Below are 15466 nucleotides of genomic sequence, written 5' to 3' on the forward strand. Positions count from 1 at the left end.
GGCAGGGCGTCAATCCTGCCGTTGACGCAGTGCAGCGTGTAGGATCGACCCCATGCACAACGTCCCGGCCCGCTACGAACGCATCCCGCGCCTGAGCCAGTTCGGCTGGCTGATGGGCCTGTATGCGGAAAACTACGTGCACCTGAACCGCCTGTTCGCCCCCGGCGACCTGCCGGAAGGGTGCTACCTGTCCAGCGTCGGCGACGGCCTGGACGTGCGGCTGGAGGTGATCGAGCGCCATCGCTACACGGTGGAGCTTCGCCTCACCTACGACTTCTGCGATCCGCTGACCGGCGAGCCCGATCCCTCCGCGTTCGTGCGCGTGTATCGCGACGCGCGCCAGGCCGAGACCACACACTGCTACGTCGGCCGCCGCTGGCAGGACGTGATCGGGCTGTACCCGCCGCCGCGCGAGCTGATCAGCCACCGCATGCGCATGAACACCTTCCTGGGCAAGTGGCTCGAATACCTGGCCGACCAGGGGCACGGGCGCGCGCGGCTGCGGCCGGCCGGCGACGTCGCCGGGCTGGCGCTTCCCGCCTCGCTGGCCTGATTCGCCGGCCGGGCGGGTCGGGCATACTGGCGGTTTTCCGCCGGAACGACCGCATGCCGTACACCCCCATCGTCGCCACGCTCGGTTACGTGCTCTCGCCGGATGGCCGGCGTGTCCTGATGATCCACCGCAACGTCCGCCAGGGCGACCACCACCTCGGCAAGTACAACGGGCTCGGCGGCAAGATCGAGCCGGAAGAGGACGTGCTGGCCGGGATGCGCAGGGAGATCCTGGAGGAAGCCGGGATCGAATGCACCGCCATGCGCTTCCGCGGCACGCTGAGCTGGCCGGGCTTCGGCAAGCATGGCGAGGACTGGCTGGGCTTCGTGTTCGTGGTCGATGCGTTCGAGGGCGAGCCGATGGAGGCCAACGCCGAAGGCACGCTGGAATGGGTCGAGCTCGATCGGCTGCACGCGTTGCCGATGTGGGAGGGCGACCGGCACTTCCTGCCGCTGGTGTTCGACGGCGACCCCCGGCCGTTCCATGGCGTGATGCCGTACCGGGACGGGCGGATGCTGTCGTGGGCCTACTCGCGGCTGTGACGCCTTGTCCACAGCCGGTGTGGACGCGTGCCTGGCAAAACTGTGGATAGGCGTCGCAACCGCCTGATTGCAAAGGCCGCCTGGCAGGATTGGCGAAAAAGTCGCCAGTCGCGGAGTGAGGGCCTTCACGTTTTCCACAGGGCCTGTGGATGAAATCTGGGCAAGTCTGTGGACAACCGCCCGCAGGCCCCGCCAGACAACGTTGTCAAGATGGGTGGCGAAAAAATGACCGGGATGGCGACCGGTCCGTCCGCGCTACGTCGCGGTCCAGCCGCCGTCCAGCGCGAGGGTCTGCCCGGTGATGTTGCGGGCCGCGCGCGAGATCAGGAAGGCGATGCTGCCGGCCAGCTCGTCGTACTCGATGAAGACGCCTTTCGGCATCGGCTTGAGCATGACGTCGCCGATCACCGCGTCCTCGGCGATGCCGCGGGTGCGGGCCTGGTCGGCGATCTGCCTTTCCACCAGCGGGGTGCGCACGTAGCTGGGGCAGAGCGTGTTGATGGTGATGTCGTGGCGCGCGGTTTCCAGCGCGATCGCCTTGGAAAAGCCGACCAGTCCGTGCTTGGCCGCGATGTAGGCGCTCTTGTACGGGCTGGCCACCAGCGAGTGGATGCTGCCGATGTTGACGATGCGGCCGAAGCCGCGTTCGCGCATGCCCGGCAGCACCGCCCGGGTCAGGCGCGCCACCCCGGTCAGCATGACCTGCACCAGCAGGTCCCACTGCTCCATCGGGAATTCCTCGAGCGGGGCGACGTGCTGCAGGCCGGCGTTGTTGACCAGCACCTCCACCGGCCGCGAGAGGCCGGCCAGGGCCTCGGCGACCGACGCGTCGCGGGTCACGTCGAGCGCCACTGCCTCGGCGGAACCGCCGTTCGCCGCGATCTCGCCGGCGACCTGGCGGGCCGCGGCCAGCGACAGGTCGCTGGCCACGACGTGGTGCCCGGCCCGGGCCAGCTCGCGGGCGATGCCGGCGCCGATGCCGCTGCCGGCACCGGTGATCAGGAGGGAACGCGGAGTGGTCATCGTGGGGGCTCCTTGGACGGGTTCGAGGTTCGCCGCCAGGACCCGGTCGCGCTACCCTGTTGGCGATTCCGACGAACAGGTTCGCATGAAACGCCATTTCTCGATGCTGCGCGATTTCCAACTGGCCGACTGGTTCACCCTGGCCAATGCGTTCTGCGGCACCGGGGCGATCTTCGCGGCGATGCGGTTCCTGCAGGACGGGCACCGCGGCGACCTGCTGTTCGGCATGGCGCTGATCCCGCTGGCGTTCATCTTCGATGCGCTGGACGGCCGCGTGGCGCGCTGGCGCAAGTCGTCGTCCACGCTGGGGCGCGAGCTCGATTCGCTGGCCGACGTGATCTCGTTCGGCGTGGCGCCGGCATCGCTCGCCTATGCCTGCGGCATGCAGGGCGGCTGGGATTGGCTGGTGCTGAGCTATTTCGTCTGCTGCGGCGTGAGCCGGCTGGCGCGCTACAACGTCACCGCCGAGGAGATCGCCGGCGGGGACGACAAGGTGCCGTACTTCGAGGGCACCCCGATCCCGACCAGCCTGGCGCTGGTCATCGTGCTGGCGGTGGCCGCCTCGCTCGGCCGGACCGGCGAGGCGCTGTGGTGGGGGCAGTGGCAGCTCGGCCCGTGGCAGCTGCATCCGCTGGTGCTGCTGTTCGCGCTGTCCGGTTCGCTGATGATCAGCAAGACGCTGAGGATTCCCAAGCCGTAGGGCCGGCGCCGCATTCCGCGGCATGTCGGCCGCCGGGCTCGCATGGCCACCGGCCTCACGGCCGCTGCATCGCCTCCATGAAAAAGTGCACGACACGCCCTAGCATGGGCAGTACGAGGATCCACCGAGGCCGACGATGACAACCAAGGGTTCCGAGAGCGATTTCGAGGCGCTGGCCCGGCAGTACTGGAGCGCCTGGGGCGAGGCGCTCAGGCAGACCGGTGCGCGCACGGCCGAAGTGAAGGCCGAGCCGTCGCCCCCCGGCGACGACGCCGGCGGCTGGCGGCAGGCGGTGGACTGGTGGACGCAGCTGCTGCCGGGCGACGGTTCGCCCGCGGCGCAGGAGGCCGTCGAACGCTTCCGCAACCAGGCCGGGGACTGGCTGGGCACGATGCAGCAGGTCGCGGCGCGCTTCGCCGGGCGCGACGCCACGAGCGCGGAGGTCGCGCAGGCCTGGCGCGAAGCGGTCCAGGCCCAGGGCGAGCGGCTGATGCAGTGGACGCTGGGCGCGGCGCGCGGCGATGCCGCCCCCGGCGGCGACCCGTGGTTGCAGGAAGCGGCCCGGGTGATCGAGAAGTGGCGGCGCGACAGCGCACCCTGGCTGGACATGCCGGCCTTCGGCCTGGGACGCAACCACCAGGCGCGCTGGCAGGCGCTGGCGCGCGCGCAGCAGGAGTACCAGGAACGCTCGCAAGCCTACGCGGCGCAACTCAAGGATGCGATCGAGCGCGCCTTCAAGCTGTTCGAGTCGAAGCTGGCCGAGCACGAAGGCGCGGGCAGCCAGCTGACCAGCGCCCGCGCGATGTTCGACCTGTGGATCGAGGCGGCCGAGGAGGCCTATTCGGCGGTGGCGCTGTCGGAGGAGTTCCGGACCGTCTACGGCGCGTTCACCAACGCGCAGATGCGCCTGCGCGCGGCGCTGCAGCAGGAAGTGGAGCAGATCAGCGAGCGGCTGGGCATGCCGACGCGCTCGGAGATGGACGCCGCGCACCGCCGCATCACCGAGCTGGAGCGGCTGGTGCGGCGCATGGCGGCCGGCAAGGACCGTGCGCCGGACGACGCGGACGAGCCGGCGCCATCGGCCACCCAGGCCAAGGCGCGCAAGGCCGCGCCGCGCGCCGGCGGCGCCGACGGGCCCGGGCCGGCCGGGCGGCGGTCCCGGCCCGGCAAAACGACCGGCTCCGCGCCGGGAGGGAAGCGGCGATGAAAGGCCCGCTGGGCTTCAATGCCGACGACCTGATGCAGGAAACGCTCGCGCTGCAGCGCAAGCTGCTCGAAGGGCTGCGCGTGCTGCCGGGCGTGGACGACGTGCAGTACGGCGCCACCGAACGGCAGGAGGTATGGCGCGACGGCAAGGTGGTGCTCTATCGCTTCGTCGGCGACAAGCCGCCGACCTCCAAGGTGCCGCTGCTGATCGTCTACGCCCTGGTCAACCGGCCGTACATGGTGGACCTGCAAGCGGACCGTTCGCTGGTCAAGGGCCTGCTCGCGCTGGGCGAGGACGTGTACGTGCTCGACTGGGGCTATCCCGACCGCTCCGAGCGCTATCTCACCCTGGAGGACTACCTGCTGCGTTACATCGACGGCGCGGTGGACCATCTGCGCGAGGCGCATGCGGCGAAGGCCATCGACATCCTCGGCATCTGCCAGGGAGGCACGTTCTCGCTGTGCTACGCCTCGCTGCGCAGGCGCAAGGTGCGCAACCTGGTCACGATGGTGACGCCGGTGGATTTCCACACGCCGGACAACATGCTGTCCAACTGGGTGCGGCTGGTGGACGTGGATCTGTTCGTCGACACGATCGGCAACGTACCGGCCGACCTGATGAACGCGAGCTACCTGATGCTCAAGCCGTTCCGGCTCAACCTGCAGAAGTACGTGGGATTGCTCGACATCCTCGACGACAAGCAGGCGCTGGAGGATTTCCTGCGCATGGAGAAGTGGATCTTCGATTCGCCGGACCTGGCCGGCGAGGCGTTCCGCGAATTCATCAAGAAGTTCTACCAGGCCAACGGCCTGGTGCAGGGCGGCATCGAGATCGGCGGGGAAAGGGTCGACCTCGGCAGGCTCGACATGCCGATCCTCAACCTCTACGCCGAGCAGGACCACCTGGTGCCACCGGACGCCTCGCGTGCGCTGCGCGGGCGGGTCGGGACCCGCGACTACACGGAGCTGGGATTCCGCGGCGGCCATATCGGCATCTACGTGTCCGGCCGCGCGCAGCGCGAGGTTCCGGCGGCGATCCACCAATGGCTCGCGCAGCGCTCATGAACCGGTGGCGCACCTATGGGGCGATCGTCGCGCTCGGCGCGCTGGCGTGGACGGGCACGGCGGGCGCCGAGCCGCCGGCGCAGGCGCAGGCGCAGCGCGAGATCCGTTCGCTGATGGACGCGCTGCCCGCCTCGGGCTGCCGCTTCCAGCGCAACGGCAAGTGGTACGACGGCGGCGCCGCGCGCGACCACCTGCAGCGCAAGTACGACTACCTGCTGCGGCGCGGCCTGGTCGACAGCCCCGAGCAGTTCATCGAACGCGCCGCTTCGCGCAGCAGCGTCAGCGGGAAGGCCTACCGGGTGGCCTGCCCGGGCCAGCCGGAACGCACCGCGGCCGAGTGGTTCGGCGAACGCCTGCAGGGCCTGCGCCGTCACGGGACGGTTTCGCCGTAGCGGCTACATTCTCCCCGTACCCGCAGATGGAGCCGACTTCATGAGCCAGCCTGCCCGCACGCTTTCACGTTCCGTCAACGACCGGATGATCGCCGGCGTGATCGGCGGCATCGCGCACCGGTTCGGGTGGAGCCCGACGCTGCTGCGCGTGCTGTACGTGATCGTCTCGATCGCGTCGGCGGCCTTCCCGGGCATCCTCGTGTACCTGATCCTGTGGCTGTTGATCCCGAACGAAGCGGACTGAGGCCGCGGCCCGCATGCGCAAGCCGGTCCTGCGTGGCCTGCAATGGCTGGGCGCGCTCTGGACGCTGCCGAACAGCCTGCTCGGGCTGGCGTTGGGCGCCGTCGGCCTGGCCGGCGGCGCGCGGGTGCGCTGGAGCGCGCGCGAGCTGGCGCTGGTGTTCGAACGCTGGCCCTGGGGACCGGGCGGCGCGCTCACGCTGGGCAACGTGATCCTGCTCAAGGGCGAGTCGCTGGACCTGCGCTGCAGTACCTACGAGCACCATGCCGGACGCTGCCGGCATCCTCCGATCCGGCTGGGCGACCACGAGCGAGCGCACGTGTTCCAGTACCTGCTGCTGGGGCCGCTGTTCCTGCCGGTCTACCTGGCCTGCGGCGGCGTCAGCGTGCGCAATCCGTTCGAGCGCGCCGCCGACCACTATGCGCTGCACGGCCATGGCTGGTGGCCCGGATCGAGGCGTTCGCCCGGCGCGGAATGAACCGGACGGTCCCGTTCGCGGACGTGCGTCCGGCCATGCGCCCCGGGCGCCCGCAGGGCCTTTCCGCGCGTCGCGACATCGCCACGCGCGTCATCAATGCGCAAACAGCCGGCGTTAACCTGCGTCTAGAAGGTCCTCACGGCAGACTGTCTATGCTGCCGCTCGTTTTTGGAACATCGCAGTGAGTAGGTGAGTCATGTCGATCGTCCTGTACGTCGGTGGCAGCAAGGATGGCGAGAAGGGCGTGGTGCCTTATGGCTTCAGCAAGACCGTGGCGATGAGCGAGGCCGGGCGCGAGGTGTACGTCGAGCGCGTGCTCGCGCTGGAGGAAATCGGCAAGGTGCGGGTGATGGCGCTGGAGTCGATGGCCGAGAGCATCGTGGTCCAGCGCACCGCCGGGCATTACGGCCGCTGAAGCGGCAGGTCGGCGCGCTGCTGTCAACGGGTTTCCCGCTCCGGGTCGCGCTGCGAGAATGCGGGCTTTCCCGCACGACGGCCCCGGCCAGGATCCATGCAAGACAGCAAGCTCGCCCAGCAGATCGCCCAGACCATCGCCGACGAGATCGGCGCCCAGCCTGCCCAGGCCCGCGCGGCCATCGCCTTGCTGGACGAGGGCGCCACGGTGCCGTTCATCGCGCGCTACCGCAAGGAAGCGACCGGCGGCCTGGACGACACCCAGTTGCGCAACCTGGAAGTGCGCCTGACCTACCTGCGCGAGCTGGAAGAGCGGCGCGCCGCGATCCTGGCCAGCATCGCCGAGCAGGGCAAGCTGAGCGACGAACTGCGCGCGGAGATCGCCGCGGCCGACAGCAAGTCGCGCCTGGAGGACCTGTACCTCCCGTACAAGCCCAAGCGCCGCACGCGCGCGCAGATCGCGCGGGAAGCCGGCCTGGAGCCGCTGGCGGACGGCCTGCTGGCGGATCCTTCGCTCGACCCGCAGGCGTTCGCGGCCGGCTTCGTCGATGCCGGCAAGGGCGTGACCGATGCCAAGGCGGCGCTGGAAGGCGCGCGCGCGATCCTGATGGAGCGCTGGGGCGAGGACGCGGCGCTGGTCGGCGAGCTGCGCACCTGGCTGTCCGGCAACGGCGTGATCCGCGCGCGCGTGGCCGAGGGCAAGGAGGAGGCCGGCGCCAAGTACCGCGATTACTTCGACCATGCCGAGCCGCTGGCGAAGATCCCGTCGCACCGCCTGCTGGCGCTGTTCCGCGCCCGTCGCGAGGAAGTGCTGCACCTGGACCTGGATCCGGGCAGCGAAGCCGAGGCCGGCCATGCGTACTGCGAAGGCCGGGTCGCGCACAACGCCGGGGTGGCCGACAAGGGACGCCCGGGCGACGCCTGGCTGCTGCAGGCCTGCCGCCTGACCTGGCGCGCCAAGCTGCACATGCACCTGATGCTCGACCTGTTCAACCAGGCACGCGAGAAGGCCGAGGCCGAGGCGATCGGCGTGTTCGGCGACAATCTCAAGGACCTGCTGCTGGCGGCGCCGGCCGGGCCGCGCGTGGTGCTGGGCCTGGACCCGGGCATCCGTACCGGCTGCAAGGTCGCGGTCGTCGATGCCACCGGCAAGCTGGTCGCCACCGAGACGATCTATCCGCACGAGCCGCGGCGCGAGTGGGACAAGTCGCTGGCCGTGCTCAAGGCGCTGTGCGCGAAGCACGGCGTGGAGCTGATCGCGATCGGCAACGGCACCGCCAGCCGCGAGACCGACAAGCTGGCCGGCGAGCTGATCAAGGCCCATCCGGAGCTGAAGCTGCAGAAGATCGTCGTGAGCGAGGCCGGCGCGTCGGTCTATTCGGCGTCTGAGTTCGCCGCGCGCGAGTTCCCCAACCTGGACGTGTCGTTGCGCGGCGCGGTGTCGATCGCGCGGCGCCTGCAGGACCCGCTGGCGGAGCTGGTGAAGATCGAGCCGAAGGCGATCGGCGTCGGCCAGTACCAGCACGACGTCGACCAGTTCCGGCTGGCCAAGGCGCTCGACGCCAAGGTCGAGGATTGCGTGAACGCGGTCGGCGTGTACGTCAACACGGCCTCGGCGGCGTTGCTGGCGCGGGTCTCGGGCCTGTCCTCGACGGTGGCCGAGAACATCGTCCGGCACCGCGACGAGAACGGCCCGTTCAAGCGCCGCAAGGACCTGCTGAAGGTGCCGCGGCTCGGCGAGAAGACCTTCGAGCAATGCGCCGGCTTCCTGCGCATCGCCGACGGCGACGAGCCGCTGGACGCTTCGGCGGTGCACCCGGAAGCCTATCCGGTGGTCGAACGCATCGTCGGCGCGACCGGCAAGCCGATCAAGGCGCTGCTCGGCGACGGCGGTTTCCTGCGCGGGCTGAAGGCCGAGCAGTTCACCGACGAGAAGTTCGGCCTGCCGACGGTGCGCGACATCCTCAAGGAACTGGAGAAGCCGGGCCGCGACCCGCGGCCGGAGTTCAAGGCCGCGCAGTTCGCCGAAGGCGTGGAGGACATCAAGGACCTGCGCCCGGGCATGGTGCTCGAAGGCGTGGTCAGCAACGTCGCCGCGTTCGGCGCCTTCGTCGACATCGGCGTGCACCAGGACGGGCTGATCCACATCTCGGCGCTGTCGGACAGCTTCGTCAAGGATCCGCGCGACGTGGTCAAGGCCGGCGACATCGTCAAGGTCAAGGTGCTGGAGGTGGACGTCGCGCGCAAGCGCATCGCGCTGACGCGGCGCCTGGACGACGTGCCGGGCGCCGCCGGCGGCGGCGAGCGCGACAATCGCGGCGGGCCGCGCCGCGATGCCCGCCCGGCCGGCAACGGCAAGCCACCGCGCGTGGCCCCGCCGCCGGCCAACAATGCCCTGGCCGAGGCGTTCGCCCGCGCCAAGCGCGGGTGAGGCCCCGGAGCGTGGCATGCGCTTTGGGATGAGTGCGGAGCGGCCTGGGACGCGTCGAGACAAGGCGCGCGCCGCGGCCCACGCATCCCACCCCAAAGTGCCCGACGCGCTCTAGACGGCGGAGGCGAGCGCGTCCGCCGGGCGCGGGCGCATCGCCAGGATCTCGATCAGCTCGACCAGCCCGAGTGGGTCGAGCGGCTTGCCGATGTGCGCGTCGAAGCCGGCCAGCAGGGCCTGGTCGCGGTCCTCGTCGCGGACGTAGGCGGTCAGCGCGATCGCCGGCAGCGAGGCGATCGCGCGGCCGCATCCGCGCAGGTTGCGGATCAGGTCGTACCCGTCGCGCTCCGGCATCGCGATGTCGCTGACCAGCACGTCGTAACGCGACTCCAGCAGGCGCCGCTCCGCCTCGTCCGCGCTCGGCGCGCACTCCACCGCGGCGCCGGCCCGCAGCAGGAACTGGCGGGTGACCTCGCGCGAATCGTCCTCGTCGTCCACCAGCAGCACGTGCAGCCCGTCGAGCCGGCCCTGGATGCCTTCGGGCAACGCTCCGCCGCGCGACGTCGCCGGCGCCGGCACCGGCGGCCCGCTGGCGCCGTGGTGCAGCGGCAGCGCCACGATGAAGGTGGAGCCGCAGCCCGGGCCGGGACTGCGAGCCGAGAGCGAACCGCCGTGCAGGTCCACCAGCTGCCGGGAGATCGACAGCCCCAGGCCCAGGCCTCCCACGCGCCGGGTGGTGCCGGCATCGGCCTGGCGGAAGCGATCGAACACGTGCGGCAGGAAGTCCTCGGCGATGCCGATGCCGCTGTCCTGGACGGACAGGTTCAGCGCGTCGTCGCCCTGTTCCACGGCCACGGTAACCGTGCCTTCGGCCGCGGTGAACTTCAGCGCGTTGCCGATCAGGTTGGTGAGCACCTGCTGCATGCGGCCGGGGTCGCCGAAGAACGGCACCGGGCCGTCCTCGGCTCCCACCGCCTGCAGTTCGATGCGCTTGGCGAGCGCGTTCGGCCGCAGCAGTTCGATGGTGCTGCGCACCAGCCCGGCCATGTCGAAGTGCTCCGGCTGCAGCCGCACCTTGCCCGACAGGATGGCGCTCATGTCGAGCAGGTCGTCGATGATCTGCGCCTGGGACTGGGCGCTGCGCTCGATGATCATCAATCCCTTGCCGAGGTTGTCGGTGCTGAAGCCGTCCGATTGCATCAGCCGCGACCAGCCGAGGATCGCGTTGAGCGGGGTGCGCAGTTCGTGGCTGAGCGTGGCCAGGAACTCGTCCTTGGCCCGGTTGGCGTGCTCGGCCAGCGCGCGCGCGTTCTTCTCCGATTCCAGCGACTGCTGCAGCTGGGCGTCCATCCGGTTGCGCTCGATCACGATGCCGGCCAGGTAGGAGGCCGAGCGCGCCATCGCCTGCTCGTGCAGCGACGGCACGTGCGGCAGCGAGTAGTACATGTTCAGCGTGCCCAGCACCAGGCCGTTGCTGCCGATGACCGGGGTGATGAAGCAGGCGGCGATGCCCATCGACAGCGCGATCGCCTGGTATCCGGCCCAGGACGAGTCGTCGGCGATGTCGTCGCAGATCACCTGGTGGCCGCCCCAGGCCGCGCGCCCGCACGGGATGCCGCCGGGGCGGATCGGCAGGCGGTCGAAGTGCAGGCTGTAGTCCAGCGGCATGTGCGGCGCCGAGGCGTGGCGCAGCTGGCCGCGCTCGTGGTCGGCCAGCATGATCGCGCAGCGCAGTTCCGATTCGCTGCGCGATTCGACGTTGAGGGCGATCGCATCGAGCACAAGCGGCAGCGCGGTGCCGGTGGTGATCAGGTTGAGGATCGAGCGCTCGGAAGCGGTCTCGTCCTCCACGTGCTTGCGCTCGGTGATGTCGGTCACCGCGCCGATGTGGCCGAGGAACTCGCCGTCCACCCCGAAGTGCGGCGAGGCGGTATCCACGCACCAGCGGTAGCGCCCGTCGCTGCGCCGCACCCGGTATTCGCTGGAGAAGGGCAGGCGCTGCTGCAGGGCCTGCTCGAACGCGTGCCGCACGCGCGCCGCGTCGTCCGGGTGCACCGCGGTCCACCAGCCCTGCGGGATGGCTTCCTCCGGGCACTGGCCGGTGAAGTCGTACCACTGCGGGCTCCAGTACATGCAATCGCCTTCCGCGTCGGACATCCAGATCATCGTCGGGACGGTCTCGCACAGGTTGCGGAAGCGGGTCTCGCTCTCGGCCAGCTTCTGCTCGAAGTCGCGCCGGTCGTGGATGTCGGTGTAGGTGCCGATCCACTGGATGACCACGCCGCTCTCGTTGTGGACGGGCAGGGCGCGCGCGAGGTGCCAGCGCAGCCCGCCGTCGGCGGCGCGCAGTTCGCATTCCACCTCGTAGGCCCGGGTGCCGTTGAGCGCCAGCATCCAGGCGGCATCGCTCTGCAGCAGGCCCATCGGCGTGTGCGCCTGTTTCCAGCCGTCGACCGCGCCGGTGGCCGGGTCGACGCCGGTGTACTCGTACCAGCGCCGGTTGAAGTACTGCGGCGTGCCGTCCTCGGAGGTGACGAAGACGATCTGGGGCAGGGTATCGGCGAGCCGGCGCAGGTGGGCCTCGCTGGCCGCCATGCGGCGCTGCGCGCGGGAGCGCTGCAGCGACTCCCAGCAGCGGGTCAGCACCCGCCGCACCAGCTCGATCTCGGACGAGGTCCAGCGCCGCGGCGAGCACTGGTGCACGCCCATCACCGCGACCAATTGGCCATGCTTGTGCAGCGGCACGACCAGGCTCGCGCGCAGGCCCGAGTCACGGTAGGGAGCGGCGATGAAGGAGCGGCGCGAGAACGCCTGGATGTCGTTGACCATCCAGGGGCGGTTCTGTTGCAGCCGTTCCAGCAGGCGATGCGCCACCTCGTCCAGGCGGAACTTGCCCTGGATGCGCGGGATGCCCTGGACGTGGTCGCTGACCACGCGCATGGTCCGGCCGTCCGTGCCGATGGTGCCGTAGGCGCAGCGGTCCGCGCACAGGTGCTCGGCCAGCAGGCGGACGCTGGTGTCGATGATCTGCTGCGGCTCGGACAGGCCGTGCAGTTCGTCCTCCAGCGACAGGAGGAAGCCGTCGCGCGCCTCGGACCGGAACTGCTGGGTCACGTCGATGCCGTGCACCAGGACGGCTTCGACCGCGCCGGACGGATCGAGCATGGGTTGGTACACGAAGTCCACGCGCGCCTCGTATGGCTCTGCCTCGCCCGGGCGCCGGATCGCGGCCACCATCGACTCGCCGATGAAGGGCTGGCGGCTTTCCCGCACGCTGTCGAGCAGGTCGATGAAGCCTTGCTCCACCAGTTCCGGCGCCGCCTCGCGCAAGGGCAGGCCGAGCACCGGCCGGTCGCCGAGGACGTGCAGGAAGCGGCGGTTCGCGGTCTCGACGACGTGGTCGGGCCCCTTGAGCACGGCCAGGAACGCGGGGGACTGCTCGAAGACCGAGGTCAGCAGGTGTTCCATCGACGGCACGGGCGCCGGGACCGGCGCGGTCGCGGGCGTGGCGACATGCCCGAGCACCGCCTGCGTGTCGCCGATCGCGGTGGTCGTCCAGCCGGCCGGCGTCTCCAGGCTCGCCTGCAACTCGGGAGAGGCTTCCGCGAGCGGGCGGCCCCACAGCCCGGGGTGATCGGCGCGCAACAGGTCCAGGCATGCCGCGTTGTAGAAGCACAGGCGCGCATCGCCCCACAGCAGCAACATGGGAGCGGGCGAGGCGAGGCAGGCGGTCAGCGCGGCGCACAGCGCGGCGCCGGACGCGGCATCGTTTCCTGCCGGCGCAGCGTGCCGGCCGGCCGCCTCCAAGGCGTCGGCGACCGACCACGGAAAACGCCTGAGTTCCGGATTGACGTGCATGGGCTCCCCTGCCGCGTCCTATGCGCCGGCCCCATCTTACGAACAGCACCGCTCAGCTGTCAGCGGCGGCCTTCTTGCGAGCCTCGGCCAGGGACCGGACGAGGTCCTCGGCCAGGTAGGGCTTGATCAGGATGCTGCCGGCATCGAAGGCCGCGGGCACTTTCTCCCGGGCGATGCCGGTCGCCAGCACGAAGGGGATGCCGCGTTCGGTCAGGATCCTGGCCACCGGCTCGCTGGTCTCGCCGTCGCCCAGCCGGTAGTCGAGGATCACCGCCTGCGGTGCCCGTTCCTCGACCAGTTGCACGGCGTCCTCGACGCGTCCGGCGGGCCCGATCACCGAGGCGCCGGCCTGCTGCAGCTGCATCTCCAGCAGCAGGGCGTTCATCTCGTCGTTTTCCACCACGAGCACCCGCAATCCGCTCAAAGCCGACATTTTCATCTCCATGAAAAAACAGCCAGGCGAGTATAGCCGCCGCCGGCATCCTCGCCGGTGCGTCCCGCGGGCGCGGCGGCTTGCGGCAGGGGATGTCGCGCGCATGATCATCCGCTATACTGCGCGGCCGCGCCGAAGTGGCGGAATCGGTAGACGCAGCGGACTCAAAATCCGCCGCCCTTAAAAGCGTGTGGGTTCGAGTCCCACCTTCGGCACCAGACGAATGGCCCGCCTCGCGCGGGCTTTTTGTTGCCCGTTTGCCGGCGCGGCAGGAGTGGTCCGCCGCGTTGCGCTCCGCCTCGCGCGCAACAAAAAAGCCCCGGAGGACCGGAGCTTTGATGTTGGCGTCCCCACGGGGATTCGAACCCCGGTCGCCACCGTGAAAGGGTGATGTCCTAGGCCTCTAGACGATGGGGACGCACGTGAACCTAGTTGTCATCCCGGATGGCCTTGATCCGGAAAGTTGGTGGAGCCAGCCGGGATCGAACCGGCGACCTCTTGCATGCCATGCAAGCGCTCTCCCAGCTGAGCTATGGCCCCACGTCGCTGCGAGCCGCACATTCTAACGGCCTTTTTGGGCTTTGGGAAGCCCTGGCGAATGCGTCCAGGTAAAGAGGGGCGGGGGGGCGTCCGGGGCCGCAGCCAAGGGCGACCGGACACCAGCGTGGTTCGCCTCGTCTCGCCCGGAGGTCTCCGTGGCGTTCGTGCATCGCCTGCCGGGAAGGCTTGGGGCATGAATGCAGGCAAAGAAAAACCCGGCCTGGGCCGGGTCTGTCAATGGCGTCCCCACGGGGATTCGAACCCCGGTCGCCACCGTGAAAGGGTGATGTCCTAGGCCTCTAGACGATGGGGACGCGTAACCTGTCCGCGCGACTTCCGGATGGCCTGTATCCGGGAAGTTGGTGGAGCCAGCCGGGATCGAACCGGCGACCTCTTGCATGCCATGCAAGCGCTCTCCCAGCTGAGCTATGGCCCCACGTCGCTGAGGAGAGAAATCATAGCGGCCTGTTTATTTTTGTGCAACAGGATTCTGCGCGCGGATGCATCGAAGACGTGCAGGAACTCGCCTTGCATGCGAGGCAAGCTTCGGGCGTGCGGATCCGACGCGGTGCTAGAGTGCCTCGCCTCGAAACATGGAGCGGGCGATGACAGAACAGACGCGGTATCCGATCGGTGTTCCCGGCCAACCCTGGGGCGAGCGCGAGAAAGCCGAATGGCTCTCGATGCAATCGCGCCGGCGCAGCTACGAGGATGAAGTCGTGCGTGCGATCGAGCGGCTCGCGGCGCGCTTCGAGGTGCGTCGCTACGGCGAAGTGAGTTATCCGCCGGAGCGGTATCCGCTGTTCGCGGTCCGCAGCCGGCATTGGGACGAGGCGTTGCCGGTGGTCCTGGTGACCGGCGGCGTGCACGGCTACGAGACCAGCGGCGTGCATGGGGCGTTGCTGTTCCTCGATCAGTACGCCGGACGTTACGAGGGGCGCCTCAACCTGCTGGTGGTGCCATGCGTCAGTCCGTGGGGCTACGAGCGTATCCAGCGCTGGAATGCCGAGGCGCTGGATCCGAATCGTTCCTTCCGCCAGGACAGCCCGGCGCAGGAATCGGCGGCATTGATGGCGCTGGTGGCGCCGTGGCGCGACCGCGTGCTCGTCCACATCGATCTGCACGAGACCACCGACAGCGACGAGAGCGAGTTCCGCCCCGCGCTGGCCGCGCGCGACGGCAAGCCGTTCGTGCCCGATGGCATTCCCGATGGGTTCTACCTGGTCGGCGACAGCGAGAATCCGCAGCCGGAGTTCCAGCAGGCGGTGATCGCGGCGGTATCCGCCGTCACTCATATCGCGCCCGCGGATGCGAATGGCGAGATCATCGGCTCGCCGGTGGTCGCGGCGGGCGTCATCAACTATCCGGTCAAGCAGCTGGGTTTGTGCGCCGGCATCACCGATGCCAGGTACGTCACCACCACCGAGGTCTATCCGGACAGCCCGCGCGCCACGCCGGCGCAGTGCAACCAGGCCCAGGCGGTTGCCGTGTGCGCCGCGGTGGACTACGCGCTGGAGCACTGACCGAGCCGGACCGGCGGGCATAAAAAAAGCCCCTGAGGGAGGGATCAGGGGCTTTGGGTGTCACCTTGGG

General features: G+C 69.7%; 14 protein-coding genes and 5 tRNA genes. 12 read left to right on the plus strand and 7 right to left on the minus strand.

Features of this window, described 5'->3' with window-relative positions; all coding sequences use genetic code 11:
• Positions 1-52: 52 nt before the first annotated feature.
• Positions 53-553 carry a DUF1249 domain-containing protein gene (locus FD678_RS08100; protein WP_140721111.1) on the plus strand — a complete coding sequence of 167 codons (501 nt, stop codon included), beginning with the start codon at positions 53-55 and terminating at the stop codon, positions 551-553.
• A gap of 53 nt (positions 554-606) precedes the next feature.
• Positions 607-1095: an NUDIX hydrolase gene (locus FD678_RS08105; RefSeq protein WP_140721114.1), complete on the plus strand. Its 489-nt coding sequence runs from the start codon at positions 607-609 to the stop codon at positions 1093-1095.
• A gap of 255 nt (positions 1096-1350) precedes the next feature.
• On the opposite strand, the gene FD678_RS08110 is transcribed toward FD678_RS08105, so the two are convergent.
• Positions 1351-2118, minus strand: a complete 768-nt coding sequence (locus tag FD678_RS08110) for a 3-hydroxybutyrate dehydrogenase (protein ID WP_140721117.1) — start codon at positions 2116-2118, stop codon at positions 1351-1353.
• A gap of 85 nt (positions 2119-2203) precedes the next feature.
• On the opposite strand from FD678_RS08110, the gene FD678_RS08115 reads away from it, so the two are divergent.
• The 8 genes from FD678_RS08115 to FD678_RS08150 all read left to right on the plus strand — a co-directional run bounded on the left by FD678_RS08115 (position 2204) and on the right by FD678_RS08150 (position 9045).
• On the plus strand, positions 2204-2818 hold the full coding sequence (locus tag FD678_RS08115; RefSeq protein WP_177497633.1) for a CDP-alcohol phosphatidyltransferase family protein: 615 nt from the start codon (positions 2204-2206) through the stop codon (positions 2816-2818).
• Between the two features lie 136 nt (positions 2819-2954).
• Positions 2955-4025: a class III poly(R)-hydroxyalkanoic acid synthase subunit PhaE gene (gene phaE / locus FD678_RS08120; protein WP_140721120.1), complete on the plus strand. Its 1071-nt coding sequence runs from the start codon at positions 2955-2957 to the stop codon at positions 4023-4025.
• A complete protein-coding gene (locus FD678_RS08125) occupies positions 4022-5089 on the plus strand; it encodes a class III poly(R)-hydroxyalkanoic acid synthase subunit PhaC (protein WP_140721123.1) in 1068 nt (355 codons plus the stop codon). Before phaE ends, FD678_RS08125 begins: the two co-directional genes overlap by 4 nt.
• A complete protein-coding gene (locus FD678_RS08130) occupies positions 5086-5481 on the plus strand; it encodes a DUF5329 domain-containing protein (RefSeq protein WP_177497635.1) in 396 nt (131 codons plus the stop codon). Before FD678_RS08125 ends, FD678_RS08130 begins: the two co-directional genes overlap by 4 nt.
• A gap of 40 nt (positions 5482-5521) precedes the next feature.
• Positions 5522-5725, plus strand: a complete 204-nt coding sequence (locus tag FD678_RS08135; RefSeq protein ID WP_140721126.1) for a PspC domain-containing protein — start codon at positions 5522-5524, stop codon at positions 5723-5725.
• Positions 5726-5738: 13 nt separating this feature from the next.
• On the plus strand, positions 5739-6200 hold the full coding sequence (locus FD678_RS08140; RefSeq protein ID WP_140721130.1) for a hypothetical protein: 462 nt from the start codon (positions 5739-5741) through the stop codon (positions 6198-6200).
• Positions 6201-6396: 196 nt separating this feature from the next.
• Positions 6397-6615, plus strand: a complete 219-nt coding sequence (locus FD678_RS08145) for a hypothetical protein (RefSeq protein ID WP_140721134.1) — start codon at positions 6397-6399, stop codon at positions 6613-6615.
• Between the two features lie 96 nt (positions 6616-6711).
• Complete coding sequence (locus FD678_RS08150; protein WP_140721138.1) at positions 6712-9045, plus strand: Tex family protein; 2334 nt, start codon at positions 6712-6714, stop codon at positions 9043-9045.
• Positions 9046-9156: 111 nt separating this feature from the next.
• On the opposite strand, the gene FD678_RS08155 is transcribed toward FD678_RS08150, so the two are convergent.
• Positions 9157-12900: a PAS domain S-box protein gene (locus FD678_RS08155; RefSeq protein ID WP_218569575.1), complete on the minus strand. Its 3744-nt coding sequence runs from the start codon at positions 12898-12900 to the stop codon at positions 9157-9159.
• 52 nt (positions 12901-12952) lie between these two features.
• Positions 12953-13333 (minus strand): response regulator, encoded by a 381-nt coding sequence (locus FD678_RS08160; RefSeq protein WP_140721141.1) that lies wholly within the window; start codon positions 13331-13333, stop codon positions 12953-12955.
• 131 nt (positions 13334-13464) lie between these two features.
• Between FD678_RS08160 and FD678_RS08165 the strand changes: the two genes are divergently transcribed.
• Positions 13465-13551 (plus strand) — tRNA-Leu (locus FD678_RS08165).
• Between the two features lie 124 nt (positions 13552-13675).
• On the opposite strand, the gene FD678_RS08170 is transcribed toward FD678_RS08165, so the two are convergent.
• The 4 genes from FD678_RS08170 to FD678_RS08185 all read right to left on the minus strand — a co-directional run bounded on the left by FD678_RS08170 (position 13676) and on the right by FD678_RS08185 (position 14309).
• A tRNA-Glu gene (locus FD678_RS08170) sits at positions 13676-13751 on the minus strand.
• Positions 13752-13797: 46 nt separating this feature from the next.
• Positions 13798-13873 (minus strand) — tRNA-Ala (locus FD678_RS08175).
• Positions 13874-14111: 238 nt separating this feature from the next.
• Positions 14112-14187, minus strand: a tRNA-Glu gene (locus FD678_RS08180).
• 46 nt (positions 14188-14233) lie between these two features.
• Positions 14234-14309: transfer RNA gene (locus tag FD678_RS08185), tRNA-Ala, on the minus strand.
• Positions 14310-14478: 169 nt separating this feature from the next.
• Here FD678_RS08185 and FD678_RS08190 point away from each other — a divergent pair.
• On the plus strand, positions 14479-15396 hold the full coding sequence (locus FD678_RS08190; protein ID WP_140721144.1) for a M14 family metallopeptidase: 918 nt from the start codon (positions 14479-14481) through the stop codon (positions 15394-15396).
• The last annotated feature ends 70 nt before the right edge of the window (positions 15397-15466 follow it).

The organism is Pseudomonas sp. Hp2 (assembly GCF_006386585.1).
GTDB classification, from domain to species: Bacteria; Pseudomonadota; Gammaproteobacteria; order Xanthomonadales; family Xanthomonadaceae; genus Pseudomonas_S; species Pseudomonas_S boreopolis.